Annotated in this window: 26 protein-coding genes, 2 tRNA genes and 1 riboswitch; of the genes, 5 read left to right on the top strand and 23 right to left on the bottom strand. The window is 57.5% G+C overall.

The window, feature by feature from the left end; genetic code table 11:
* Window positions 1-3: 3 nt before the first annotated feature.
* The 10 genes from abc-f to hprK form a co-directional block, all read right to left on the bottom strand.
* A complete protein-coding gene (gene abc-f / locus B5F22_RS02075) occupies window positions 4-1,911 on the bottom strand; it encodes a ribosomal protection-like ABC-F family protein (protein WP_087390265.1) in 1,908 nt (635 codons plus the stop codon).
* Window positions 1,912-1,947: 36 nt separating this feature from the next.
* The gene (gene murF / locus B5F22_RS02070; protein WP_087228918.1) at window positions 1,948-3,342 is read right to left on the bottom strand and encodes a UDP-N-acetylmuramoyl-tripeptide--D-alanyl-D-alanine ligase; all 1,395 of its coding nucleotides are present in this window, start codon (window positions 3,340-3,342) and stop codon (window positions 1,948-1,950) included.
* 23 nt (window positions 3,343-3,365) lie between these two features.
* The gene (locus B5F22_RS02065) at window positions 3,366-4,412 is read right to left on the bottom strand and encodes a D-alanine--D-alanine ligase (RefSeq protein WP_087390262.1); all 1,047 of its coding nucleotides are present in this window, start codon (window positions 4,410-4,412) and stop codon (window positions 3,366-3,368) included.
* A 210-nt stretch (window positions 4,413-4,622) separates the two neighbouring features.
* Window positions 4,623-4,696, bottom strand: a tRNA-Gln gene (locus tag B5F22_RS02060).
* A 148-nt stretch (window positions 4,697-4,844) separates the two neighbouring features.
* Entirely contained in the window at window positions 4,845-5,753 is a 909-nt protein-coding gene (locus tag B5F22_RS02055; protein WP_158096578.1) for a cell wall hydrolase, read from the bottom strand.
* Between the two features lie 408 nt (window positions 5,754-6,161).
* Window positions 6,162-6,253 (bottom strand) — tRNA-Ser (locus B5F22_RS02050).
* Window positions 6,254-6,330: 77 nt separating this feature from the next.
* On the bottom strand, window positions 6,331-7,695 hold the full coding sequence (locus B5F22_RS02045; RefSeq protein WP_087390259.1) for a sodium:alanine symporter family protein: 1,365 nt from the start codon (window positions 7,693-7,695) through the stop codon (window positions 6,331-6,333).
* A gap of 60 nt (window positions 7,696-7,755) precedes the next feature.
* Window positions 7,756-8,280: a folate family ECF transporter S component gene (locus B5F22_RS02040; protein ID WP_087369685.1), complete on the bottom strand. Its 525-nt coding sequence runs from the start codon at window positions 8,278-8,280 to the stop codon at window positions 7,756-7,758.
* On the bottom strand, window positions 8,277-9,575 hold the full coding sequence (locus B5F22_RS02035) for a folylpolyglutamate synthase/dihydrofolate synthase family protein (protein WP_087390256.1): 1,299 nt from the start codon (window positions 9,573-9,575) through the stop codon (window positions 8,277-8,279). Before B5F22_RS02035 ends, B5F22_RS02040 begins: the two co-directional genes overlap by 4 nt.
* Before the next feature lie 74 nt (window positions 9,576-9,649).
* Window positions 9,650-9,786: riboswitch (THF riboswitch) on the bottom strand.
* Window positions 9,787-9,874: 88 nt separating this feature from the next.
* Window positions 9,875-10,819, bottom strand: coding sequence for an HPr(Ser) kinase/phosphatase (gene hprK, locus B5F22_RS02030; protein ID WP_087390253.1), 945 nt, complete (start codon window positions 10,817-10,819; stop codon window positions 9,875-9,877).
* A 166-nt stretch (window positions 10,820-10,985) separates the two neighbouring features.
* Here hprK and rpmB point away from each other — a divergent pair, with 166 nt between their 5' ends.
* Window positions 10,986-11,174 carry a 50S ribosomal protein L28 gene (gene rpmB, locus B5F22_RS02025; protein WP_087228945.1) on the top strand — a complete coding sequence of 63 codons (189 nt, stop codon included), beginning with the start codon at window positions 10,986-10,988 and terminating at the stop codon, window positions 11,172-11,174.
* Window positions 11,175-11,244: 70 nt separating this feature from the next.
* On the opposite strand, the gene B5F22_RS02020 is transcribed toward rpmB, so the two are convergent.
* The 13 genes from B5F22_RS02020 to B5F22_RS01960 form a co-directional block, all read right to left on the bottom strand.
* Complete coding sequence (locus B5F22_RS02020) at window positions 11,245-11,949, bottom strand: hypothetical protein (RefSeq protein WP_087390250.1); 705 nt, start codon at window positions 11,947-11,949, stop codon at window positions 11,245-11,247.
* Window positions 11,946-12,587 carry an ABC transporter ATP-binding protein gene (locus tag B5F22_RS02015; protein WP_087390247.1) on the bottom strand — a complete coding sequence of 214 codons (642 nt, stop codon included), beginning with the start codon at window positions 12,585-12,587 and terminating at the stop codon, window positions 11,946-11,948. The genes B5F22_RS02020 and B5F22_RS02015 overlap by 4 nt, the downstream gene beginning before the upstream one ends.
* A 1-nt stretch (window position 12,588) precedes the next feature.
* Window positions 12,589-13,269, bottom strand: coding sequence for a hypothetical protein (locus tag B5F22_RS02010; protein WP_143482155.1), 681 nt, complete (start codon window positions 13,267-13,269; stop codon window positions 12,589-12,591).
* Between the two features lie 146 nt (window positions 13,270-13,415).
* Window positions 13,416-14,258: a hypothetical protein gene (locus B5F22_RS02005; protein WP_087390240.1), complete on the bottom strand. Its 843-nt coding sequence runs from the start codon at window positions 14,256-14,258 to the stop codon at window positions 13,416-13,418.
* Between the two features lie 74 nt (window positions 14,259-14,332).
* Window positions 14,333-14,752, bottom strand: a complete 420-nt coding sequence (locus B5F22_RS02000) for a hypothetical protein (RefSeq protein WP_087390237.1) — start codon at window positions 14,750-14,752, stop codon at window positions 14,333-14,335.
* 364 nt (window positions 14,753-15,116) lie between these two features.
* On the bottom strand, window positions 15,117-15,521 hold the full coding sequence (locus B5F22_RS12205; protein WP_158096577.1) for a hypothetical protein: 405 nt from the start codon (window positions 15,519-15,521) through the stop codon (window positions 15,117-15,119).
* Window positions 15,522-15,546: 25 nt separating this feature from the next.
* Window positions 15,547-16,413 (bottom strand): DUF4367 domain-containing protein, encoded by an 867-nt coding sequence (locus B5F22_RS01990; protein ID WP_087390231.1) that lies wholly within the window; start codon window positions 16,411-16,413, stop codon window positions 15,547-15,549.
* Between the two features lie 59 nt (window positions 16,414-16,472).
* Window positions 16,473-17,000: a sigma-70 family RNA polymerase sigma factor gene (locus tag B5F22_RS01985; protein WP_242955042.1), complete on the bottom strand. Its 528-nt coding sequence runs from the start codon at window positions 16,998-17,000 to the stop codon at window positions 16,473-16,475.
* A gap of 135 nt (window positions 17,001-17,135) precedes the next feature.
* On the bottom strand, window positions 17,136-18,143 hold the full coding sequence (locus B5F22_RS01980) for an NAD(P)H-dependent glycerol-3-phosphate dehydrogenase (protein ID WP_087390225.1): 1,008 nt from the start codon (window positions 18,141-18,143) through the stop codon (window positions 17,136-17,138).
* Entirely contained in the window at window positions 18,140-19,036 is an 897-nt protein-coding gene (locus B5F22_RS01975; protein ID WP_087390219.1) for a glycerol-3-phosphate acyltransferase, read from the bottom strand. Before B5F22_RS01975 ends, B5F22_RS01980 begins: the two co-directional genes overlap by 4 nt.
* A gap of 3 nt (window positions 19,037-19,039) precedes the next feature.
* On the bottom strand, window positions 19,040-20,368 hold the full coding sequence (der, locus tag B5F22_RS01970) for a ribosome biogenesis GTPase Der (protein WP_087390216.1): 1,329 nt from the start codon (window positions 20,366-20,368) through the stop codon (window positions 19,040-19,042).
* Between the two features lie 187 nt (window positions 20,369-20,555).
* Window positions 20,556-20,735 carry a 50S ribosomal protein L32 gene (gene rpmF / locus B5F22_RS01965; RefSeq protein WP_087228973.1) on the bottom strand — a complete coding sequence of 60 codons (180 nt, stop codon included), beginning with the start codon at window positions 20,733-20,735 and terminating at the stop codon, window positions 20,556-20,558.
* Between the two features lie 47 nt (window positions 20,736-20,782).
* Entirely contained in the window at window positions 20,783-21,286 is a 504-nt protein-coding gene (locus tag B5F22_RS01960; RefSeq protein WP_087228977.1) for a DUF177 domain-containing protein, read from the bottom strand.
* A gap of 147 nt (window positions 21,287-21,433) precedes the next feature.
* On the opposite strand from B5F22_RS01960, the gene B5F22_RS01955 reads away from it, so the two are divergent.
* The 4 genes from B5F22_RS01955 to B5F22_RS01940 all read left to right on the top strand — a co-directional run bounded on the left by B5F22_RS01955 (window position 21,434) and on the right by B5F22_RS01940 (window position 25,579).
* Entirely contained in the window at window positions 21,434-22,420 is a 987-nt protein-coding gene (locus tag B5F22_RS01955; protein ID WP_087390213.1) for an RluA family pseudouridine synthase, read from the top strand.
* 240 nt (window positions 22,421-22,660) lie between these two features.
* A complete protein-coding gene (locus B5F22_RS01950; RefSeq protein ID WP_087228983.1) occupies window positions 22,661-23,851 on the top strand; it encodes an ABC transporter ATP-binding protein in 1,191 nt (396 codons plus the stop codon).
* Window positions 23,841-24,695 (top strand): ABC transporter permease, encoded by an 855-nt coding sequence (locus B5F22_RS01945; RefSeq protein ID WP_087228986.1) that lies wholly within the window; start codon window positions 23,841-23,843, stop codon window positions 24,693-24,695. Before B5F22_RS01950 ends, B5F22_RS01945 begins: the two co-directional genes overlap by 11 nt.
* Window positions 24,692-25,579, top strand: coding sequence for an ABC transporter permease (locus B5F22_RS01940; RefSeq protein ID WP_087228990.1), 888 nt, complete (start codon window positions 24,692-24,694; stop codon window positions 25,577-25,579). Before B5F22_RS01945 ends, B5F22_RS01940 begins: the two co-directional genes overlap by 4 nt.
* Window positions 25,580-25,600: the final 21 nt, after the last annotated feature.

The raw sequence follows: 25,600 nt of genomic DNA, 5'->3' as shown, positions 1-25,600 counted from the left end.
TTCTCACCCCTTGGCCTCTTCCAGCTGGGCAGCCAGAGTCTCCCACTGGGTATACAGGTGGGCCAGTTCGTCCTCCAGGCGGCTGCGCTCCTCGTAGAGCTCCTGGGCCTTGAGGTAGTCGCTGGCGGCGGCCTCCAGCTCGCTCGTGAGCTCGTCCAGGCGGATTTCCGCCTTTTCCACCGCCCGCTCGGCACTCCGCACCTGCTTTTCCAGCTCCTTGGTGCCGCCGGAACGGCGGGGCCTCTCCTCCGCCTTGGGCTTTTCCGGCTGCACCTGGGCCTTGGCGGCGTTTTTCAGCTGGGCCTGCCGCTCCCGCCAGGCCCGGAACTCCCCGTAGGTGCCCCGGAAGTCCTGGATCTTGCCGTCTTCCAGCATCCACACACGGGTGGCAAACTTCTCGATAAAATAGCGGTCGTGGGAGACAAAGAGCAGGTTGCCCCCGTACTCCGCCACCGCCTCCTCCATCCACTCCCGGGAGTCAATGTCCAGGTGGTTGGTGGGCTCGTCCAGCACCAGGAGGTTGATTTTGCTGTCCATGAGCATGCACAGCCGCAGCCGGGACTGCTCACCGCCGGACAGGGTGGACACGGACTTAAACACGTCGTCCCCCCGGAATCGGAAGGAGGCCAGACGGTCCCGGGCCTCCTGGGTGGTGCAGTTCTGGGCATAGAGCATGGTGTCCACTAAGTTGCGCTCCGGGTGATCGAAGTGGATGATCTGGGGCAGGTACCCCACCCGGATGGAGGGGCCCAGGTAGATGCTGCCCTGGTCCGGGGCCTCCTCCTCCATGAGGATTTTCAGGAAGGTGGACTTTCCAGTGCCGTTGTCTCCCAACAGGGCGATGCGCTCGCCCCCCGCCACCTCCAGATTCAAATCCGAGAAGAGGGTGCGGTCCCCGAAGCGCTTGGACAGCCCGGTGACCACCATGGCCTCGTCTCCGTGGAACTCCCGCTCCCCAAACCGGGTGGTCATCTTCTTCTCCCGGGTGGGCTTGGCGGTGGTGTTCATGCGCTCAATGCGCCGCTCCATGTTGATGGCCCGCTTGTACTGCTTATCGTTGCCCTGGAAGGCCCACAGGCGCATCTGCTGTGCGGCCTGCTCCAACTGGGCGATCTTGGCCTGCTCCTTCTCATACTGGCGCAGCCGCTCCTGGTACCGCCGCTCCTTCTCCTCCACGTAGAAGGTGTAGTTGCCGGAGTACAACTCCGCTTTGCCGTCCTGAAGCTCCACCACCCGGCGCACCACCTTGTCCAGGAACCATCGGTCGTGGGAGATGGCCAGGACGGTGCCGGGGAAGTGCTCCAGATACTCCTCCAGCCATTCGGTGGCGTTGAGGTCCAAGTGGTTGGTGGGCTCGTCCAGCAGGAGGATATCCGTATCCTCCAAGATGAGACGGGCCAGGTTGATGCGGGTCTTCTCGCCGCCGGACAGGGCGGAAAAGAGCCGTCCTCGCATATCCTGGTCAATGGCCAGGCCGTTGCACACCTTGTTGAGCTGAGTCTTGGTGTGGTACCCTCCCCCTGCCTCAAAGGCGGCGGTGAGCTTGTCGTAGCGCTCCATGACGCTCTGGGTGGGATGGTCCCCCATCTTCATCCCCAGCTCGGCCAGCTCCCGCTCGATGTTGTGCAGGCGTTCAAAGGCGGTGTCCAGCACGTCCTCCACGGTGTACCCCTCGGGGTAGACGGGAATCTGGGAGATGAGGCCCACCCGCTTACCGGGGGCGATGGTAACAGTGCCCTCGTCCGCCTCCACCTCGCCGGTGATAATGCGGAAGATGGTGGTCTTGCCGGCGCCGTTGCGGCCCAGCAGGCCCACCCGCTCCCCGGTATCCACCTGGAGGGAAAACCCGTCCAGGATTTTTCTGCCCACTTCAAATTCTTTGACCAGGCCGGTCAACTGTATATCAATCATTCCGTTCTCCTCGTCCACCGGCCTCTAACCCAGTCGTTACTTCTGGGTCTGGGCCGTCAGATAGTCTACAATCTTCTCAAAAGCCATGGACCGGGAGGCCTTGACCAGGATGGTCACCCCCGCCCGGATTTCCCGGCTCAGTGCCTCCTTGGCCTCCTCCAGGTCATGGAAATAGGAGACCTGCTCCTGGCTCATGCCCGCCTGGACGGCTCCCTGGGCCATGTGCTTGGCCAGATCGCCAATGGCGATGAGCCGCTCCACTCCGGCCTGGGCGAAGTAGCCGCCCACCGCCTGGTGGAACATGGCGCTATTGGCGCCCAGCTCCTTCATGTCTCCCACCACGGCCACACGGCGACGGTCCTTGGCGTCGCCCAGCACGGCGGCAGCTGCCCGCATGGACTGGGGATTGGCGTTGTAGGCGTCGTTCAAAATCACCACGTCCCCAGGGCAGTTGACCACATTCATCCGCATCTTGGTGGGAAGGAAGGCCCGGATGCCCCGGGTGATCTCGTCGGCCTCCATGCCGAACAGCTCGCCCACCGCGGTGGCCATGAGGGTGGGATAGATCATATGGGTGCCCAGGGCGGGGATATCCGCCTGGAACTTGCTGTGGGGGGTCTTCACCTGGCAGGAGATGTGGCTGGCTCCGTCGCTGTCAATGTCAAAGGCGGTGTAGTCCAGCCCCTCCCCGCTGCCCACCATGTAGGTGGTCTGGGGCAGCTTGCCCTTGAGGGTGGAGAGCATGGGGTCGTCCCCGTTGAGAATGGCGGTGCCATCCGCCTTGAGATGGTTGAAGATTTCACACTTGGCGGCAAAGATGGCCTCCCGGCTGCCCAGGTTCTCAATGTGGGAGTCCCCCACATTGGTGATGAGGGCCACATCTGGCTCCACCAGCTCACTGAGGTAGTCGATCTCCCCGGCGTGGTCCATGCCCATCTCCAACACACAGATCTGGTGGGTGTGGTCCAGGCGCAGCAGGGTGAGGGGCAGGCCGATGTCATTGTTGAAGTTGCCCTCGGTTTTCAGCACCTTGTACTTGGCCCCCAGCACCGCCGCCACCATGTCCTTGGTGGTGGTCTTGCCCACCGAACCGGTCACCGCCACAAAGGGGATGTGGAACATCTCCTTATAGTACCGGGCCAGGTCCCGCAGGGCCCGCTGGGTGGAACGCACCTTGATGTAGAACTTCCCCGGCAGGTAGCTCTCCCGCTCCCGAGCGGTGATGCATCCCACCGCCCCCTGCTCCAGGGCGCTGTTGATGAAGGAGTGGCCGTCAAACCGCTCCCCCTCCAGAGGAAGGAACAGGCAGCCCTGGGGGACACTGCGGCTGTCGGTACACACCTCGGTGACCGTCTGATTCAGGTCGGCCTCCCCTCCGATGAGGGTGCCGCCCACTGCCTGGAGTAGCTGCGCCAATGTCAAAGCTTCCATCTCTTCTTCTCCTTTACTGGTCCTCAGTGTCCCGCCTTGCGGGCCTGCAAGGATGCCTCAATGATGCGCTCGCACAAGGTGCCGTAGTCGATGCCCACCACAGCCGCCTCCTGGGGCAGCAGGCTGGTGGGAGTCATGCCGGGCAGGGTGTTGATCTCCAAGAACCAGGGGGTGCCATCCTCGGTGACAATGAAGTCCGCCCGGGAGTACACCGCCAAGCCCACCCCGTGGAACACCTTCAAAGCGGCCTCGGCCAGCCGCTGCTCCCACTGCTGGGGAATCTGGGCGGGACAGATCTCGTCCGCCGCCCCGGGCTGGTACTTGTTCTCATAGTCATAGAATCCCTCTTTGGGGATGATCTCAATGGAGGGAAGGGCCTTTCCTTCCAGAATGCCCACCTGGATTTCCCGGCCGGACACATACTGCTCCACCACACAGCGGCCGCCCAGCTCCAGCCCCTCTTCCAGAGCAGCCTGCAGCTCCTCCTTGGTGCGGGGGATGGACACGCCGATGGAAGAGCCGTAGTCCACGGGCTTGACCACGCAGGGCACTTCCAGACGCTCCACCAGGCCGGGGATGTCCGCTGCGGTATAGTCCACCAGCTCCCAGCTGGGGGTCTGCACCCCCAGAGGGGCCACGATGCGCTTGGTCAGGTCCTTATCCATGGCGATGGCAGAGCCCAGGTAGTTGGACCCGGTGTAGGGGATGCCCATGAGGTCCAGAGCGGCCTGCACCCGGCCGTCCTCGCCACAGGCCCCGTGGAGGGCCAGGAATACCACGTCCGCCTGAGCGCACAGCTCCAGCACTCCGGGGCCAAACTGGCTGGCGCCCCCGTCGGTGCGAGAGGCCTTTACCTGCTCCAGGTCGGGGGCCACCCGGCCCACCCGGGTCAGCTCCTCATCCAGAGGTGCGTCAAACAGGGTCTCCACCGGGGCGTGGGTGCCCAGGAACATATCCACAAAGGCCACCTGGTGCCCCCGCTGGCGCAGGGCGGTACACACCTTGCAGCCGCTGGACAGCGAGACATTCCGCTCCGGGCTCAGTCCGCCCGCCAATACCACAATCTTCATGACCATTCTCCTTTATCGGTGGAATCACTCCATGGAACATTCGGTCCCTACAAAGCATTCACTCTTCTCTTCATAGGTATGACTCCCAGGCCTCGTTTATCCCGGGGATACCCACATTAGCAAATTATTATATCACTTTGCCCCGGTCCAGGCAAGAGGTGGGTTTTCCTGAGAAAAAGAAAAACGGACATGACCTTGGTCATGTCCGTTTGGCAGCGGATGAAGGATTCGAACCCTCACGAACAGAGTCAGAGTCTGGTGTGCTACCATTACACTAATCCGCTATGTTTGTTCGTTTGTCTTGCGTTTTGTTTTGCGCCGCTCGCTTGAGCCTTGCTTAGTATAGCACGTATATGAAAAATGTCAACCCCCTTTTTTCGATTTTTTGAAAAAAATTTTGTGCCCCCCAAATTGGGGGGCACAGGACACTCGTTAGGCATAGAAGGAGTGGCCGCCAATGGTGGCCACATAGGCACGGTTCCGGGAGGCATAGCAGTCCAGGCCTGCCCGGTTGAAGAACAGCGCGTTATCCAGCACCACCGCTCCGTCCAGCACCAGCTTGGCAGCCACCACGCTCTCCCAGTTGGGGTCGCGGTGGATGGAGCCGCTGGAGGCAGGGCTAAACTGATTCTTCTGGAAAATCACGCCCTCCACCGTGTTGGGGAACTTGTAGCTGGCCACGCGGTTCATCACCACGTTGCCCACTGCAATCTTCCCCGCCATAGGTTGATTGCCGCTCTCCGAATAGATGATGTGGGAGAGCCAATAGAGATCATTGCTGTTGTAATAGGCACTGCCAGGGGTGATATAGCCCTGGCCCTCCTGGGTGTACAGGCGGATGTACCCGGTGGCATCGTCCCGAACCAGCTTCAGGTTCAGAATCTCAGCCAGGGTATCCACGGGAATCGCCAGATCCCCGTTCAGGTTCACCACACCCTGGTCCAGATAGAGATAGCGGTCGTTGGCCACCACATAACAGGCGCCGTCGTACACCGACATCTGCAGAGTCTCCTGGGTCGCCGGGTCGGTGGCGGACACAGACACACCGCCGTCCACCTGCTCCACCACAGCCTGGGGCTGGGCGGCGGCCAGGAAAGATTTCACGGTTACGTAACACTCTCCCCCGATCATCTCACGCCCCACGTTCAACAGTGCGACGGAGTCAAGATACAGGCCAATGCCCTGGGGGTGCTGGATGTTCTCTGCGGCCTGCCGGGCCACGATCGCCTCGGCAGAAACCACGGCCATCAGTTCATCTGCGCTGCCCAGCTGCTCGACGACAGCGGGCTCAGAAACCTGAGGCTGAACTGCTTTACTGGGCTGGATCAATGTGCATGCCATGAGTGTCGCCAGCATTGCGCTGGTCACCTTCACATTCATTCAATCGCTCCTTGTTTCAATTTGTTGTCAAATTGTAACCGTATTGTAACCCATTTTAAACCGCTTTGCAACCCTTTTGCTCCGTCATTTTGACTAAACATCTCGCCCCTTTCAGGCAGCATACACACAGTTCATCTAAATTTTGACCATATTTTCCCGTTTTTGTGCGTTTTGCACACAAAAATATAGAGAACGATTTTCCGGGTCAGGACCCGCTCCAGGCTGGTCTCGAGCCACAAAACGAAACGGTGGAAGCAGCCAAGAAAAGACTGCTTCCACCAGGGGCCCCGTTCCGTTCCATCCCGGTGACCTTTGAGGTAGTCCGTGTCGAAAAAAAGGAAAACCCCGAACGTAAAACGTTCGGGGTTTTGGCGGAGTGGGAGGGATTCGAACCCTCGGACGGTTTTTGGCCGTCACACGATTTCCAATCGTGCTCGTTATGACCTCTTCGATACCACTCCGTGTGGCCTCTGTCGGGTCAACGAAGGTCATTATACCAGATTCTCCGCCAATGTCAACACCTTTTTTCAAATTCTTTTTATTTTTTCTTCAGCCACTCGTTTAGGGTGCGCAGCACCACCGGAGACAGCAGCAACAGGGTGGCCAGATTGGGGATGGCCAACAGGCCATTACACAGGTCCACCAGCTCCCACACCGCCGCCAGGTCTCCCACAGCCCCCGCCACCACACACAGGGGGAACACCACATGGTACACCCCCAACACCAGGGGCGACTTGGTGAGGGTCTCCACCCCCCGACGCCCGTAGTAGCCCGCCCCCACCAGAGACGTGAAGGCAAAGAGGGTCAGGCTCACCGTCACCATCCACTCCCCTGCCTTTCCCCACAGAGAGGCAAAGGCGGAAGCGGCCAGGTTGCTGCCCAGCATTTCCCGGGGAATCTCCCCGGCGGCTATCATCTCCTGGGCCGCCAGCGGGTCATACACCCCAGACGTAAGGATGACCAGGGATGTCACCGTGCAAATGACCAGGGTGGCAAAGAACACCTCGAAGATGCCCCACATCCCCTGCTTGCCTGGGTGCTCCACCTGGGCGCAGGCGTGGGCCATGGCGGACATTCCCACCCCGGCCTCGTTGCTAAACACGCCTCGGGCCACACCGTAACGCAGGGCAAGGCCTATGGAGTAGCCCCCCACCACTGCCTTGGGGGCAAAGGCATAGGTGACAATCTGCTCCATCACCTGGGGGAGCTTCTGGGCGTTGACGGCAATCACCCCTACCCCGCCGCCGATGAAGATCACCGCCATCACCGGCACCAGTAGCTGGCTGAGCCGGGACACCCGGCGGATGCCCCCCATGAGCACCACCGACACCACCACTGCCAGCACCACTCCTACCACTTTCGGGGAAAGCCCCACGGACCGCTCCAGCGCGGTGGCGATGGAATTGGCCTGGGCCAGGTTGCCCCCCACCAGAGTCTCTGCCACGCACAGCAGAGCATACACACCCCCCAGCCACCGCAGTTTCAGTCCCAGTTGGATGTAGGTCATGGGCCCGCCCCGCCACTGGCCCTTCTCGTCCTTCTCCCGGTATTGAATGGCCAGGATTTTCTCTGCGCACCCGGTCATCATCCCCAGCAGGGCGGACATCCACATCCAAAACACTGTCCCCGGACCGCCGAAGAAGATGGCCGCCGCCACCCCTGCCACCGAGCCGGTGCCGATGGTGGCCGCCAAGGCCGTGGACAGAGCTTGCAGCTGGGTGACGCCCCCCTGCTCCGCCTTTTGCCGTTGAAACAGTGCCCCCACCGTGTGCTTCCACCACACCGGCAGACCGAAGATCTGGAAGAACCCTGTGCGCAGGGAGTAGTACAGCCCCACCGCCAGAAAGCCCACCAACAGCGGACCGCCCCAGAGCACACCGCTGATTTGGGATAAAAAAGCCATGTCCACACACCTCCTATCCAAGAAGGTATGCGGACATGGTATCCATTATGAAATTAGTGATTACGCCACGCCACGTCTGTGGGACAGGTCGGCGTACCGCTCCACCGGGCGCTGCATGAGCCGGATGATGATAAACTGTACCGGAGCCATCACTGCAGCCTGCACCACACGGGCGCCCGCCACGGCCCAATAGGGGTTATCCGTGAGCATGTGTCCCCACAGGGCCGCCAGGAAGATTCCAATGACCACGTGGTTGAACACCAGTGCCAGGGCCAGCTGCCACCACTTTCTCCGTCCCTCTTTCAGGGCCATACCCAGAGCCACACCGTGGAGGGCATTATTTAAGGTGTAGCCGGGAAAATAGGGCCCGATGGGAAAGAGGATGGCGCCCAGCAGGTCCGCCAAGGCTCCCATGACGCCGCCCCAGACCGGGCCAAACAGGGCGCCGCAAACCGCCAGAGGCACAAAGGCAAAGCTAAACTTGGTGATGGGGGTGGCGATGGAGAAGAAGCGGGACAGCACCACCTCCATGGCCAGCAAAACGGCCACTTGGGCCAAGATCAGAACCGAAAACTTTTTATTCATGACAAATCTCCCTTTTTCGACAATACACAGGTGCGAATCTCTCCCACAGAGTACAGAGAGCCCAGGGCGCACACCAGCCCGTCCGCTCCAGCCAGTTCCATGGCTCGCTCCACCCCCTGGGAGATGGAGGCGGCAGCATAGGCGGGGGTTCCATAGGCAGACAGCTCTCGGGCCAGGGTCTCCGCGTCCAGGGCCCGGGGGCTGGGGGGCGTGATGGTGACAAAGGCCTGGGCCAACGGGGCCACCAGCTCACACAGCCCTGTCCGGTCCTTGTCCTCCAGCACTCCCATGAGGAGCACCGGGGCTTTTCCCGGGAAATAGCGCTTGAGGTTGTCCGCCACGGTGGCGGCGCACTGGGGGTTGTGCCCCCCGTCCACCACAAACCAGGGGTTACGGGACAGGACTTCAAATCGGCCAGGCCAGCGCACCCGCTCCAGCCCCTGGGCCAAAGCCTGGGCCGAGACGGGATACTTGGCGGAAATGGCCTCCAGAGTTGCGAGCACCACAGCGCCGTTGTGGCGCTGGTTGTCCCCCAGCAGAGGGACAAAGAGGGACTGCCCCTTCCAGCTCCACCACTGCCCCTCCGGGCTCTCCCGGTTCAGGACCACATCCTGGGCGTGGGCAATGGTGAGGGAGGCCCCGTGGGCCTGACAGACCTCACGCACCACCTGGGTGACGCTCTCCTTCTGCTCATAGAGGATGACGGGGCAACCATCTTTGATAACCGCCGCCTTCTCGGCGGCAATGGCCTCCACGGTATTGCCCAGCTGGGCGGTGTGGTCCAGGCCGATGTTGGTGATGACCACCGCCTGTGGGGCGGGGATGACATTGGTGGAGTCCAGGCGGCCACCCATTCCGGCCTCCAGCACCACGATGTCACAGCCCCGGCGACGGAAGAACTCCAGGGCCACACAGGTGACCAGCTCAAACTCGGTGGGGTGCTCCTCCATTTGGTCGGCCAGCTCTCCCACCCAGGACGTGATGGCGGCCAGTTCATCTCCCGTAATCTCCTCTCCGTTCACCGTCATCCGCTCTTCAAAGTGGTGGATGTAGGGGGAAGTGTACAGGCCTGTGGTGTAGCCAGCGGCGGTGAGCACCGAGGCCAGCATGGCCGCCGTGGAGCCCTTACCGTTGGTGCCCACAATGTGAATAAACTGGAGCTTCTGCTCCGGGTTGCCCATGGCAGCCAGCAGCTGCCGGGTACGAGAAAGGCCGGGGCGGCTGCCCAGCCAGGAAAAGGAGTGGATATACTCCACTGCCTGTGCCCCTGTGGTCAGGGGCGGGTGTTTGTCCATAAAAATACCTCCTTTGCACGGGCAGCCCGGAAACGGGAACGCCGCACAAAGGAGGGACAATGGCTCCGCTATGCGGCAGCGGGATGCGGTGGGCACACTGCAAGCCTGGGGGGATTTCCCCTCGTGCTATTCGTCCGGCGGACAACTCCCCGTCCCGCCGGCACTGTCTCCCCCATCAGGGGAAGCACAACACGTGCGCACCTACTCTGCCTGTTTGACTGTCAGTGTACTCCTATCCTGACGAAATTGCAAGAGAAAAAACCGACCCCCGCCCTGGGGGCGGGAGTCGGTGAAATGGCTCAGCGATCGGAGACTTGACTGTCAATGTGGGCATCAATCTGGCGGGTGAACTCCAGCGCCGCATTGTGGCCCATCTTCTTATTACGGTTGTTCATGGCCGCCACCTCCAGGATGACCGCCAGATTCCGTCCCGGCTTGACGGGGATGGTGAGGGTGGGCAGCTGCACACCCATCAGCTCGGTGAAAAATTCGTCAGCACCCAGGCGGTCGTACATGGCCCCGTCCTGCCAGTTCTCCAGCTTCACCAGCATGTCGATGTTGGTCTCGAACTTGACGGCGGACATACCGAACAGACGGCGCACATCCACCACACCGATGCCTCGCAGCTCCATATAGTGGCGGATGAGCTCGGGGGCGGTGCCCACCAGGCGGTTGTTGAAGCCCCGGCGAATTTCCACCGCATCGTCGGCAATGAGGCGGTGGCCACGCTTGATGAGCTCAATGGCGGTCTCGCTCTTGCCCACGCCGGACTCGCCCATGAGCAGCACGCCCTCGCCGTACACCTCCACCAGCACGCCGTGGCGGGTGATGGTGGGAGACAGCGCCACCCGCAGGTAGGCGATGAGGGTGCTCATGAAATCCGCCGTATTCTCCTTGGTGCGCAACAGAACCTGGTCGTACTTCTTGGCCGACCCCATGCACTCCGGGTACGGCTCCAGGCCCCGGGCGATAATCACCGCCGGGGTGTGATAGGAAAACAGCTGGTCAAAGCGCTCCATGCGCTCCTCTGCCGTGCGCTCCTGCAAGTAAGACCACTCCACCAGGCCCAGCAGCTGCATACGCTCCCGGTCAAAGTAGTCGAAATAACCCGTCATCTGGAGGCCGGGACGGTTCACGTCCTGGATGGAGATTTGGCGGTCCCGGTAGCCCTCCGGGCCGTACAGCACCTCAAGATGAAACTGGTCAATGATGGTGCCCAAACGAATGGTAGGCCCTTTTCCCATGATTTCACGCCCTTTCCTCGCGTTTTGTTCCTTTATTTTACCACAAAGCCCCAACGAAAAAAATACTTCTTTTTGAAAAATGCCCCTTGATTTTCTCTTAAGTTTCTGGTAAGATATCGTAGTTATCGTATGAATGTAATTCCAACCAGCGAGGAGGTTTGTAGATATGGCCAAATGTGAGTTTTGTGGTAAGGGCGTGAACTTCGGCATCCAGGTTTCTCACTCCCACCGCCGCTCCAACCGTCCCTGGAAGCCCAACGTCAAGCGCGTTAAGGCTGTGGTGGACGGCACCCCCAAGCACGTCTATGTGTGCACCCGCTGCCTCCGTTCCGGCAAGGTCACCCGTGCTGTGTAATTCCATACACTCATGACTCAAAGCCCTGTACCGCATGGTACAGGGCTTTCGTCGTTGTATGGGTAATGTGTCAGCGGGGATATCTCTGGAGCATCTCCGCTTTGAGCTGCTCCCAGAGCCCAATGGACTTTTGAGTTGTACCAAAAAATTCATTGTCCTTCACCTGGGTGTACGGAACATAGGTGTTCGTATCCGTTGAAGGTTGAATCGCTACATTTTCCTTGTAATCATAGGAAAATATAGGAGAAACATAGAAATCACAAACTTTCTCCCCACTACCATTAGAAGTATCCCAGACTTCATCATAGCAGCTGTAGACCGGGAGCGGGGAATCCAGTATTTCCATTTTCTTCTCCAAAAATACTAGGTACTCCCGGCCCACTTCTAAAATATTAATAAAGTTTCGCTCGATACTCTTGACAGAACGAACAACCACTCTCCATCCATCGGCATACAAATAGAACTCCTGCCCCTCCCCTATACCTTCTCCAGCGTAAATATGGGTCACCTTTACTTTCTGCTGGTTGATTCCATGCATAATTTCCAGGTCTCCCAGTACCTCAACTCGTAAAATATATGGCGCTTGGGGCAAGTATTCCTTCATTAGAGCACAGTTTGTTTCCCAAAGTTCTTCTGGTATCTCTCCTACTTGGAAATATTCCTGCCAGTTCTCTTGGGCGGTATAGTCTGTAATAGAGGATCTGGTGACCCCAGCGCACACGATGGAAGCCACCATCAAGGCTGCCAGAGGCAACAGCACCCACCGCATTTTCATCCCACGCCCTCCTCTCTCAGCCTGCCACTGGCCAAGCAATACACCTGGTCAGAGAGCAGACGGATGTCCTCATAGTTGTGGCTGGCCAAGAGCACCAGAGCCCCCCGCTCCTTCTCCTGGGTGATGATGTCCCGTACCTGGGCTACCGCCTCGCTGTCCAGGGCGTTGGTGGGCTCGTCCAGCATGAGCACGTCCGGCTTCTCCATGATGGCCTGGGCGATGGCCAGTCGCTGTTTCATGCCCAGAGAGTATTTCCCGTAGGTGCGCTTGTCATCGGGATTCAACCCCACCCGCTCCAGCACCACCCGCAAGTCCTCCTGGGTGCACTTCTTTCGGATATTGGCCAGATAGCGCAGATTTTCTAACCCTGTGAGATTTGGGTATAGTCCCACATTCTCCAGCACGATACCCAGGTTAGGCAGTACCGCAAAGTCTCGTTTCAGCACCTGGTCTCCCCACCGCACGGTCCCGGAGGTGAGGCCCATAAGACCGGACAGGGCCCGGAACAGCATGGTCTTGCCCGAGCCGTTGCGGCCCACAAAACCGTATACCTTGCCGCTGTGGAGCTCCAGGCTCACATCGTGTAGAATCTCCCGGCCTCGAATGGTCTTGGAGATGTGTTCTGCGGTCAAAATCATCCTATACCCCTCCCGTCTCAAGGTTGGACACCAGAATGTCCTTGTTCTGAATTACCATCAGACCCAGCACCACCACGGCCGCCAAGCTCAATACCAGCAGCAGCAGGGAACCGGACACGGTGAGCACATGGCCGTATTCCGCAGGCAAAGCACCCTCTAAACCAAAAGCACCGCCACTTTGCCACCCCAGCACTAGCCGGGAAATGGGGTCCAGTAGCAGCAGCCTGGCCAAAGCGGGGTCGGTAGGCTCCAGCTTCGCCCCCGTGCACAGCGCCGCAAGCATGCCCGCCTGGAGCGCAAACATCACCAGAAATCCAGCGCTGCTCCCCCAGATGAGGGCCAGCAGGTTCACCCCCAAGGCCATAGTGAAGGTCCACAAAGTGAAGAGGAGCACATGTATTCCCATCAGAATCCACCCTTCCGTGGTCCACACCACGTCCCAGCGCAGAGCAGCCACCAGAAGGGTAGCACCCTGGAGAAAGACCTGGAGCACCAAAAGCCCCTTGCACATCCCCCACAACTCCGTGAAATACCACTTCACTCGGTTGGTAGTACGAGAGAAGACGTACACGCTGGCCACGCAGAACTGGCGGTACAGCTGGATACCCCCGTAGAACTGGTAAAGAAAGAAGGGAAGCAACAAGATGCCAAATTCTAGACCTTCTCTATAATTAAGTCCCATCGTGAATGTTCCTCGTGAGCCTGAAAGTTGTAACACCAAGATATGGAGGGGAATTGCCCCCTCCATAGGGTTGATACGAGCACAGCTCAGAAATATTCCGCACACCGCCGCCATAACCATATACCATCCATAGGTGCGCAGCCTCATCATAATTGATCCCTCCTGCTGGCCCAGAACATTCCACCTACTGTCACGAGCACAATCAGCACCAAGGCCACGGAGAATACCACAAAATTCTTCTGCGCCTCCTCATGCAACATAAAAAAGGTATACCATACATATGAGGCAGTTTTCCTTCTAAGCAGCATTGGAGCATAAGCACTGAGATTGAGAAGAAGAAACGAGGGGAGCAGTACGGTGATGCGGTATTTTACGCGGTACAGTGCGGACACCGCCACACTAAAGGCCCCCATCAACCCGGAAAAAAGGCCAAAGATCAGTGTTTTCACCACCGCATACAGGTACGGAGACCGGACGAACAAATCAGAAAACAGATACTGCCGCACCACGGCAATATAATTTTCTTCATAGGCATCCCCGTACACAAAATCCCCAGCAGGCTTGGCGGAAAAAGCGATGACATGGAGGAGGATTTCTAACAAGAAGGGAAGGGTAAACACCACCGCGGTCACGACAAAGGCGGAGAGAATCTTACTGAAGTAGTACGCTCCACTGCCCACGCGGGTGATCATCAGTACATGCTCCTGGGTCCCCCGCTCCTTGGCCAGGACAAACCCTGCCGGACACACCACCAATAGGGGATATAATTGAAGCAATATCATGGTTAAATCCGCACTGTATGAAACATGGTTCCAACTCAACAGCCCCATCTTGGTGGTGTGAGCCAACTCCAAAACATCACTTCCCCAGAACTCTCGGCAATTGGTCACAAAGTTGGCCAGTACCAGCAGCATCAGGACACAAAAGATCAGCACCGACTCCTTCTGTCGCAGCAGGAAGGCGATTTGTGACCGTGTCGTACGAATCATAAGATTTCTCCTCTCTCCATCCTAACTATCTATTTCATTCATCACCTGACCATTTCTTTTCAAAAACTCCTTGCCTACCATCCCCAATAACTTACATTGGCAATGGCCGCCGACTCAGAATTTCCACGAAATTGGAAGGAAACAGAGTATACATCTAAATATCCATTCAACAACTCCATGGATACGTAGCCCTTCCCTTCTTCAAGCACATACTCTTTTTTTTCAGTTATCGGTTCCTTCATTCCATTGACAACTCTGCAACGAATTTTCGTAAAAGTATCCCAATTCGCCTTGGGCGGCTCTACGCTATTACAGCGAGCTTTGACCTCTTTGTTCTTTTGACTGCGCTCTGCACCATAAATCTTTGTCCAAACCATATGTGCAGGTATCTCTATGTCATGGGTATATACCGTACTTGCTGCACATGGCAAAATGGTCACCGCAGCCATAGCCAATCCCAACAGACCTGTCACGAGTTTTCCAGCTTTTTTCATGATTATTCCTCCTTACTTTATTTGATGTGTGTGAATATTACTTTGTGACTGCCGCATCGCTGGAACGCTGCGCCTCCCTCCTTTCATAATAAAGTTGCGGCACATCGCAGGGTTACCACATTCTGTAAAAAGGTCGCTCTGAAACTAAGCAAACTCTCTCTGACTTTCCTTTGTCTATATCATGTCGCATGGTGGGCAATCCTGACACAAAATTTTGGATATTTTTAAAATTTTTATAGAAATTGATTGAGCACCCGTCATGCATCATCCATGTTATTAAGTTACTTGTACAAAAAAGGAGTCAGAACAACTCTTTTAGCTGTTCTGGCTCCCTTTTTGTTCTCAGTTTTGACTTCTGCGAAATTTAGTACGGCGCAGTCACTTTCTGGGTCTGCACATTTCTCGTGTCATAATCGCTGTTGCTGCCAGCACACAGGGTGACCTTTGCATAGTAGGTGGTGCCGGGCACCCCGTTGTATGTATAGGTCACGATGTGAGCAAGACTACTTTTGGGGGAGAGCAGCCCATTAGATGTGGATCCCTGTATGGTGGTCACATGATCGCCATTAGCCTGATAAATCTCAATTTTTAAAACTCCAATTTTGGGTACCGCCCACTTGGCTCTGATATTACATTCAATATCAATCTGTCCACGTTTTTCCCCTTGATACGAAGAAACGGAATACCATGCAACATAATCACTGGCACGGGTCTGAGCATGGGCCTGCGTCCCCACACTGCAAATCAGTACAGCAGATACGAACAACATAAGCAATAGCCTACATCTTCTCATCTTATTCCACCGCCTCTATAGATTCATAGATTTTTATTACCGACTCCTCTGATATGTCGCCGGAAATGGAGCAAATCACGTTCTGATATTGAAGTAGTGACTGCTCATCTCCACCGTTTGTATAAAAGTACACGGTCGCCCCGTTGGATAGCCGTTGCTCCCGAACGGGGGCATCGTCCTTCTCGAAGGTTGCATATTGCATCTTCTCTAAACCATCATAGACATCCACAGACAGGTAGAAGGCTGGCAAATTCTCTCCGCTAAACAGTATGATATCTGTGGACTGGTCCCGCAACTCGTAGGTCTGAACATCTTCCACAGCATATCCTTCGGGAATCCAGGTAGGCAGATAGTCGTCGAACTCCATGCCCTCCAGCTCCTCTTGACCCTCCATCCAGCTGGAGGAAGGGACGTCCCCCTGGTACGTAAAGCGGAAGGTTTCTTCCGACCATTGGACGATAACGCCCCACAGGTCCAGTCCGGCGGCCTGAGCCACAAGCATCGTGGCAAATAGGGTACAAATGACAGCGGCCACCACAGCCACCCTTCTGGGAAGCCGCCGCAGAGAACGCCGTTTTCGAGGGGATTCCTCTTCGTGCTGCTCCAGCTGGGGCGTGCTGTCATACAGGGACTGCCCCTCCCCCTCCGGCGTGCAGTATTCCTCTTGGAACCGTCTCCAAGCCCGGTCCACCTCCTGAGCCCGGTCCGGCTGTGGGTGCTCTCTGCTGGAAATGATGCGCAAGGCATAGAGGATGCACTCTTCATCCAAATCTTCCGTGTAACAATCGGTGCGAATCAACTCTTTCAGCGTCTCTGTGTCCAACAACTCTAATTCCCGATATTTCGTTGGTACGGGTTGATTCTCCACACGAAGCACCTCCCTTCACTTCTATCATGTACGAGCCTGCTCCATCCTGACATACTTTTTCATTCTTTTTTTCGGTGTCTGTGCTCGGGAAATTCTGTGAGCAATTTTTCTCGAATTCGGGACAAACGCTTGGCGCTGGCCCATACCGTCAGGCCGTATTTCTCGGCCAACTGGGCATGAGAGTAGTTTTTTAACGTGGCATCCACAAGGAAAGAGACTTCCTCTTCTTCCAAGACTTTGCGCAGCCGCTGAAAAAGAGGCTGTTCCTCCTTTTCCATTACCAGCTGTTCCACAGATTCCCCCGAAGGAATTACCGTCAAATCCAGACACTCCACCAGGTATTTCCGGTGACGGCTCTGGGTCCTGGAATAATTACATATCTTGAACTTCAGAGTCTTGATCAGCCATCGTTCTGGATACGGGTGTTCCAGAAGACAGTCAACCTGATTGGTGGCCTCGTGGAAGGTATCCTGCACCATATCTTCCGCCAAATCAGGGTTGCCCAGACATGTATTTGCATAGGCCATCAGATCGTGATAGCATTTGCAGAAGAGGTCTTCCAAAAAGTTGTCTTGAGCCGGTTCCATCACATCACCTCCCTGAGCACCATAGTCATTCCCATGCATTGTAACATAACGGGCATAATTTGTAAATTTTGTATTTCAAGCTAAAAAAGTGCAGGGGGATGTCTCCATCCCTCTGCACTGCATTTTTATGGAATTTTACAGCCAGATCTCTTCCAGCTCCAGCTCGGAGCGGCGCTCCCGCACCATGAGCTGGCCCAGAATTACATGGGGGTCCTTGCCCTCATAGAGCACCTGATAGGCGCCCTCGGCGATGGGCATTTCCACGCCCATCTTGTGGGCCAGTTGGCGGGCGGAGGCCGCGGCATAATAGCCCTCCACCACCGTACCGTCCTTGCCACCCACGGCCTCAGCCACAGGCGTGCCCTTGCCGATGGCAATGCCCGCCCGGCAGTTACGGGAGTGCATGGAGGTACAGGTGACAATGAGGTCGCCCAGGCCGGACAGCCCGGCAAAGGTCTCCTTGTTGGCCCCCATGGCCACACCCAGGCGGGCCATCTCGGTGAGGGCCCGAGTCATGATGAGGGCCTTGGTGTTGTCTCCGTAGCCCATGCCCACACAGCAGCCGGTGCACAGGGCCACCACGTTTTTCAGGGCCGCCCCGATCTCCACCCCCAGAATGTCCGGGGAGGTGTACAGGCGCATGTTGCGGTTCATAAAGATGTCCTGAGCCAACAGCGCCGCATCCTTGTTCTCCGAGGCCACCACCACACCTGTAGGCAGCCCACGGGCCACCTCTTCGGCGTGGGAGGGACCGGAGAGCACCACCACAGGGCAGTTGGGAATCTCCTCCTCAATGACCTGGTGGAGCAGCAGACAGCTGTCTTTTTCAATGCCCTTGGCCACGCTCACCAGCACAGTGCCCGCCTTGAGATAGGGGGCAATCTGCTTGGAGGTGGCACGCACGGCAAAGGAGGGGGTGGCCAGGACCACCACTTGGCTTTGGGTCAGGACGTTCAGGTCACAGGTCAGCTCCAGCTCCTGGGGCAACTTCACCCCAGGGAGCACGGGATTCTCCCGGCTCTCCTGCATCTCTTGGCATTTCTCCGCTCGGCGGCACCACATGGACACCTGGTGTCCATTTTCCAGCAGCACCAGAGCCAGGGCCGTTCCCCAGCCGCCGCTGCCTACCACGGTGATGTTCATGCCTCACCCTCCTGAAGCTTCTTCTCTTCCTGGTCGTCGGACACTTCCTCAGATGCTTCCTCCTGTGTGGAAGATTCCTCCTCCTGCTCGGAGGTCTCCTCTTCCGCTTGGTCGGCATGTTCTTCCTCGGCAGAGGCCTGATCGGCGGGAGTCTCAGGCTCACCCTGCTCCTCCATCGTCTCCCCTATCTCTTCCGAGGGGACAGGCGCTTCCGGTTCCGCCTCCGCTTCCTTTTTCTTGTGCAGGGTGAACTTGGACTCGGTGCCCTGGACGATGCGCACCATATTGCCCCGGTGTTTCCACAAAATCAGGCCGCCGATGATGACCGCCAGCACGGTGATGAGCTCATCCTGGTAGACAAACCAGGTGACAAAGGGGAAGGACAGGCCGGCCCAGCAGGAGCCCAGGGACACATACCGGGTGGCAATGGCCAGGATGAGGAAGCCGCCCCACACCACCAGAGCCACCCGCCAGTCTATCATCAGGGCGATGGTGCCGCCGGACAGAATGCCCTTGCCGCCCCGGAACTGGAAGGTCACAGGGAACATGTGGCCCAGCAGGCAGAACATGCCCGCCCAGTACTTACTCAAGGTGATGAGCTCAGGGGAGATGGAGCCTGCAATCCACATGGCAAATAGCACCGCCACCACCGCCTTGACGGCGTCCGAGAGGATGACCACCAGGGTCAAGGGGCCGCCGAAGGTGCGGTAGAAGTTGGTCAGACCTGCGTTTCCGCTGCCGTGGTTGCGCACGTCGTCCCGGAGGATGTACCGGGACACCACCACGGCCCCGTTGAAGCAGCCCAAAAAGTAGGCCAGCACTGCAATGCCCACCGCCGCCAGGGCCAGCCAGCCCCCGGACACATGGGCAGAGTCCAACACATAGTTCAGCACGACTTACTCCTCCTTATCACCCTTTTGCCGGATGGTGATGCGCACCGGAGTGCCCACCAGTCCGAAGGTGGCACGAATTTGGTTCTCGATATAACGCTGATAGGAAAAGTGGAACAGCTTGGCATCGTTGCAGAAAATGACGAAGTGGGGAGGCTTGACGCCCACCTGAGTCATATAGTAGATCTTCAGGCGGCGGCCCTTGTCCGTGGGCGGCTGCACCCGGGTCTGGGCATCGGCCAGCACCGAGTTGAGCACACCGGTGGGGATGCGCATGGTGGCCTGGTTGACCACGTTCTGGATGACCTGGAACAGGCGGTCCACCCGCTGGCCCGTCATGGCGGAGATAAACAGGATGGGCGCGTAGGTCATATAGGACAGATCCCGGCGCACCTCGTCCTCCATGCGCTTCATGGTCTTGTCGTCCTTCTCAATGGCGTCCCACTTGTTGACCACGATGATACAGGCCTTGCCCGCCTCGTGGGCCAGGCCCGCTACCTTGGTGTCCTGCTCGGTGACACCCTCTTGGGCGTCGATCATAATGAGGCACACATCGCTGCGCTCAATGGCCATGGTGGCCCGGAGCACCGAGAACTTCTCGATGCGGTCGTCCACCTTGGACTTCTTGCGCATACCGGCGGTGTCGATGATGAGATACTTGCCCGTCTCGTTTTCAAAGTAGCTGTCCACGGCATCTCGGGTGGTACCCGCCACGTTGGAGACGATAACCCGCTCCTGGCCCAGAATCCGGTTGGTGAGGGAGGACTTACCCACGTTGGGCTTGCCGATGATGGCCACTTTCACCACATCGTCGTCCTCCTCTTCGTCCTCCTCGGGGGGGAAGTAGGACAGGCAGGCGTCCAGCAGATCGCCGGTGCCGTGGCCGTGGACGGCGGAGATGGGATAGGGGTCACCCAGACCCAGGTTATAGAACTCGTAGATGTCCGGGTTGGTGGGTCCGGTGGAGTCCATCTTGTTCACCGCCAGAATCACCGGCTTCTTGGCGCGCTGGAGCATACCAGCCACCTCCTGGTCGGCGGCGGTCATGCCGGTGCGGATGTCGCAGACAAAGATGATCACCGTGGCCGACTCAATGGCAATCTCCGCCTGGAGACGCATAAAGGACAGAATCTCGTTGTCGGTGCCGGGCTCAATGCCGCCGGTGTCCACCAGATCGAAGGTGCGGCCCAGCCACTCGGCCTGGGCGTAGAGGCGGTCGCGGGTGACGCCGGGGGTGTCTTCCACGATGGACAGGCGCTTTCCCGTCAGCTTATTAAACAGCATGGACTTACCCACGTTGGGGCGGCCCACAATGGCCACCAATGGTCTCGCCATGAAAATCCCTCCTTACTCGAAAAGATCAGATTATTTTATATTGTTAACAGTCAGTATATCAAACTTCACAGACTATGAAAAGCAAATTTTGACAAAACCAGGCTTTTCAGCCCTTTCACCAGAAAAGTACGTAAAAGAGGCTGTCGCAAAGCGCACTTTGCAACAGCCTCTTTTTCATCACAGGCGATCACTCGCTCACAGTAACCTCACGACCATTGTAGGTCATGCAGTTCTTGCAGACGCGGTGAGGCAGGCGGACAGCACCGCACTTGGGGCAGGTGTTGACACCGGGAGTCTCCAGCTTCCACACGGAGCTGCGACGCTTGTTTCTGCGCTGCTTGGATACTTTACTCTTAGGGACGGCCATTTTGACACCTCCTTATCGGTCAATGTCCGCAGACATAACATTACAAATCATCCGTCCTGACCCAACAGCTGGGCTAGCTTGGACAGACGGGGATCAATCTCCTTCTTGCAACGGCAAGGCTCATGGTTCAGGTCTGCACCGCAGCCCGGACACAGCCCCTTGCAGTCTGGAGAGCAGAGATTCTTCGTGTCCATATTCAGGAGGAACACGTCACCCAGCAACTCCTCCAGATCCAGCTGCATCTCCCCATCCAGCAAAATGATATCATCATTTTCCTCGTCTTCCAATTCGGTAGCCAGCATGGACTCAAAGTCCACCGTCTTCTCCTTGGAAAAGGGTTGGGCACAGCGGTCGCAAATGAGGGACAGGGTGGTTGCCATGCTGGCCTGGAGCAACAGCACCCCCGCCATATTCCGCACTCTGCCTTCCACAGTGACAGGTTGGGATACAGGGTGGTCTCCGTTCCACTCCAGCTGAGTTAGGTCCATCTGGAAGGAAAACGGAAGGGTGGCGCCCGGCTGACGGGCAATTTGCTTCAAATCCAGTTTCATCGGCACACCTCGCATAACGACACAAATGGTATTATACTCAAGAGTCTCCCACTTGTCAAATGGTTTCTTGATTTTTTCTCTCTTTTTTTTCACCAAAAATCATGGTACACTGGTGGCAGTATCTTGACAGTCCAGGAGTGATGGTGATTGAAGGAATTTACCATTGGAAAAAATGACGCCGGGCAGCGGTTGGACCGCTGGCTGGCCAAGACCGTGCCCCTCCTCCCCGCCCCGTTGGCTCAGAAGTACATCCGCCTCAAACGGGTCAAGCGCAACGGCAAGGGCTCCAAGCGGGACGTGCGCCTGGAAGTGGGGGACGTATTACAATTATACATCAACGACGAATTTTTTCAAACCCCAAATCGGGAAAATGCGTTTCTCTCCGTGTTCAAGCCCCAGCTGGACATTGTGTATGAGGACGAGCACATTCTCCTTTTAAACAAGCGCCCGGGTATGGTGGTGCACCCCGATGACCAGGAGCGGGTGAATACCCTGCTGACCCACATTCAGGCCTACCTCTACCAGAAGAAGGAGTGGTCCCCCTACTGGGAGAACTCCTTTGCCCCCGCCCTTTGTAACCGCATTGACCGCAACACCGGCGGGCTGGTCATTGCCGCCAAGACCGCCGAGGCGCTGCGCATCATGAACCAGAAGATCAAGGACCGGGAGCTCACCAAGCTGTACCTGTGTGTTATCCGGGGAGAGATGCGCCCCCGGAAGGGGGAACTGAAGGGCTTTATCCTCAAGGATGAGAACAAGGCCCAGGTGAAGGTGTACGACCACCCGGTCCCCGGGGGCAAGACCGCCCTTACCTTATATAATACCCTGGCAACCGAGGGCGGGCTGTCCCTGGTAGAGTGCGATCTCATCACCGGGCGCACCCACCAGATCCGGGCCCAGTTTGCCGCCGCCGGGCACCCCCTGCTGGGGGACGGCAAGTACGGCCGCGAGCGGGACAACCGTCCGTTTGGCCGCAGCTATCAGGCCCTGTACTCCTACAAGCTGCGCTTTGAGTTTACCACTGACGGAGGATGCCTTTCCCATCTCAACGGCATGGAGTGGACAGTGCGGGACATTGACTTTGTCCCCCAGTATTTCCCCAAATTTTCCGCTCAATGGTCGCCCCAGGATTGAGTTTCCACATTCCGCCATTCACCCCCACAGGCCGCCCCTTGGGCGGCCTGTTTTTTGACCGGAAATGGGGCTGTTTTTTTCAAAACAATGATTGACATTTCTCCATCGACATAATATAGTGTAACTCGCTATCCGTGAAACCCCGGGCCCAAATTGGGCTGTCCGCTGGAGGGCACTGGCCGGGACAAATATCGAGGGAGCTGACATTTTAGAAACAACCATAGAAATGAGGGAGGACACATGTCCAAGGAGCTGATCCGCCTGAAAGACTGCGTCATGGCCTACGACGATGGCGTGGTATTGGACCACATCAACCTGTATATCAATGATAAAGAGTTCCTCACGCTGCTGGGTCCCAGTGGGTGCGGCAAGACAACCACGCTTCGTATCATCGGCGGGTTTCTTACGCCTACCTCTGGGGATGTTTTATTTGACGGCGTGAGGATTAATCATGTCCCGCCCCACAAGCGGGAAGTGAATACCGTATTCCAGAAATACGCCCTGTTTCCCCACCTGAATGTGTATGAAAACGTGGCCTTTGGCCTGCGCTTGGGCAAAACCGTCACCAATGTGGTAAACGGAAAGTCCACCGCCAAGAAGGTGAAGATTCCCGAAAAGGAGATTCACCAGCGGGTGATGGAAATGCTGGAGATCGTCAATCTCAAGGGCTTTGAAAAGCGCTCCATCTCCGCCCTCTCCGGCGGCCAGCAGCAGCGGGTGGCCATCGCCCGGGCCCTGGTCAACCAGCCCAAGGTGCTGCTGTTGGACGAGCCCCTGGGCGCTCTGGACATGCGCCTGCGCAAGGACATGCAAAACGAGCTCAAGCGCATCCAGCAGGAGATGGGCATCACCTTCATCTACGTCACCCACGACCAGGAGGAAGCTCTGGCCATGAGCGACACCGTGGTGGTCATGGACGGCGGCCGCATCCAGCAGATCGGCACCCCGGAGGACATCTACAACGAGCCCAAAAACGCCTTCGTGGCCGACTTCATCGGGGAGTCCAACATCATCGACGGCATCATGCGGGCCGACGAGGTGGTGGAGATCTTCAACCGGAAGTTCCGCTGCCTGGACAAGGGCTTTGACAAGGACGAGCCGGTGGACGTGGTCATCCGCCCCGAGGATGTGGACATTGTGGCGGAGAACCAGGGCCAGCTCAAGGGCACCGTTACCTCTGTGACCTTTAAGGGCGTCCACTACGACACCATCGTGGACTTCTATGGCTTTAAGTGGCTCATTCAGACCACTGAATACCACCCCGTGGGCACCGTTATCGGCATCCACCTGGACCCCGACTGCATCCACGTGATGAAAAAGAGCGAGTACTCCGGCATGTTTGGAGACTACTCCTCCTACTCCGAGGAATACGAAGAGATCGGCGATGCGGACTATGAGCCCGAGGAGGAGGAGAACGGGCATGAAGAATAAGCGTTCCCTCCTAGCCATCCCCTATGTGGGATGGATGGCCTTCTTTGTGGTGGCCCCCATCATCATGGTGGTGATCTACGCCTTCACCACCGCCGACTTCTCCTTTACCGGGGAGAACTTCACCCGCATGGGCACCTTTACGGTGATTTTCACCCGCTCTTTCAAGCTGGCCATCATCGCCACCTTGGTGTGTCTGCTCATTGGCTATCCCCTGTCCTATGCCATGGCCAAAGAGGGCAAGAGCTTCCAGCGGGTGGCCATGCTCCTCATCATGCTGCCCATGTGGGTCAACTTCCTGCTGCGCACCTACTCCATGATGTCCATCATGGAAAACAACGGTCTCATCAACCAGTTTTTTGCTGCCATTGGCCTGTTTGATCTCATCAACAACCTCTTTGGCACGGACATTCACTATTTCAAGATGATCGGCACCCAGGGGGCTGTGGTGGTGGGTATGGTGTACAACTATCTGCCCTTTATGGTGCTGCCCATCTATTCCACCCTCATCAAAATGGACAACACCCTGCTGGAGGCCGCCCAGGACCTGGGGGCCGACACCGCCACGGTGTTCCGCAAGGTCATCCTGCCCCTGTCCCTGCCCGGCATCCTCTCCGGCGTGACCATGGTGTTTGTCCCCTCTGTGTCCACCTTCGCCATCTCCCGGCTGTTGGGCGGCGGCATCCAGATGCTGCTGGGCGACCTCATTGAACAGCAGTTCTTGGGCGGGGCCTACAACCCCCACCTGGGCTCGGCCATCGCCCTGGTGATGATGGTCATTGTGGTGGCCTGTATGTGGATTATGAATCGCTTCGGTGAGGGCGAAGAACAGGCGGTGATGCTATGAGTCTGAACAAGAAAAACAGCCTGGGCAACCGCATCCTCATCGGTGTGGTGTTCTTCTTCCTCTATGCCCCCATTTTGCTGCTCATTTTCTATTCCTTCAACGCCGCAGACTCCAGCGTGGTGTGGAAGGGCTTCTCCCTGCGGTGGTATGCCAAGCTGTTCCAAAATCAGCTGATCATCAAGAGCGTGTACAACACCCTGCTGGTGTCGGTGCTGGCCACCCTCATTGCCACGGTGGTGGGCACCCTCAGCGCCATTGGCCTGTACTCCATGCGCCGGAAGTTCCGGGAGCCCCTGCTCACCATCAACAACATCCCCATGATGAACGCCGACATCGTCACCGGCGTGGCCATGTGCCTGTTCTTTGTGGCTGCCCTCAGCGGCTGGAACTACCTGGCCTCCCACTATCGGCTCATCATTGACCTCTTCGGCACCCAGTACCGGGTCACCTTCCACCAGCTATCCCTGGGCTTTGGTACCCTGCTCATCGCCCATATCACCTTTAACATCCCCTATGTCATTCTCTCCGTGGCCCCCAAGCTGCGGCAGATGGACAAAAACCTGGTGGACGCCGCCCAGGACCTGGGCTGCACCTGGCCCCAGGCCTTCTTTAAGGTGATTTTGCCGGAGATCATGCCTGGCATTGTCTCCGGTGCCCTCATCGCCTTCACCATGAGTGTGGACGACTTCGTCATCTCCTACTTCACCGCCGGCTCCTCCACCTCTACCCTGGCCATGCAGATCTACTCCATGACCAAAAAGGGTGTCACCCCGGAGATCAACGCCGTGTCCACCATCCTCTTCGGGGTGGTGCTGGTGCTGCTGATCATCGTCAACGTCCGGGAAATTCGGGCAGAGAAGGCCGCCGCCAAGCGGGTCTATTGATTTTCATCGAGGAGGAATGAA

It is taken from the genome of Pseudoflavonifractor sp. An187, from assembly GCF_002160275.1.
Taxonomy (GTDB): Bacteria; Bacillota; Clostridia; order Oscillospirales; family Oscillospiraceae; genus Enterenecus; species Enterenecus faecium.
The sequence above is the reverse complement of the archived record's forward strand: the minus strand, read 5'-3'. Positions and strand labels throughout refer to the sequence as shown.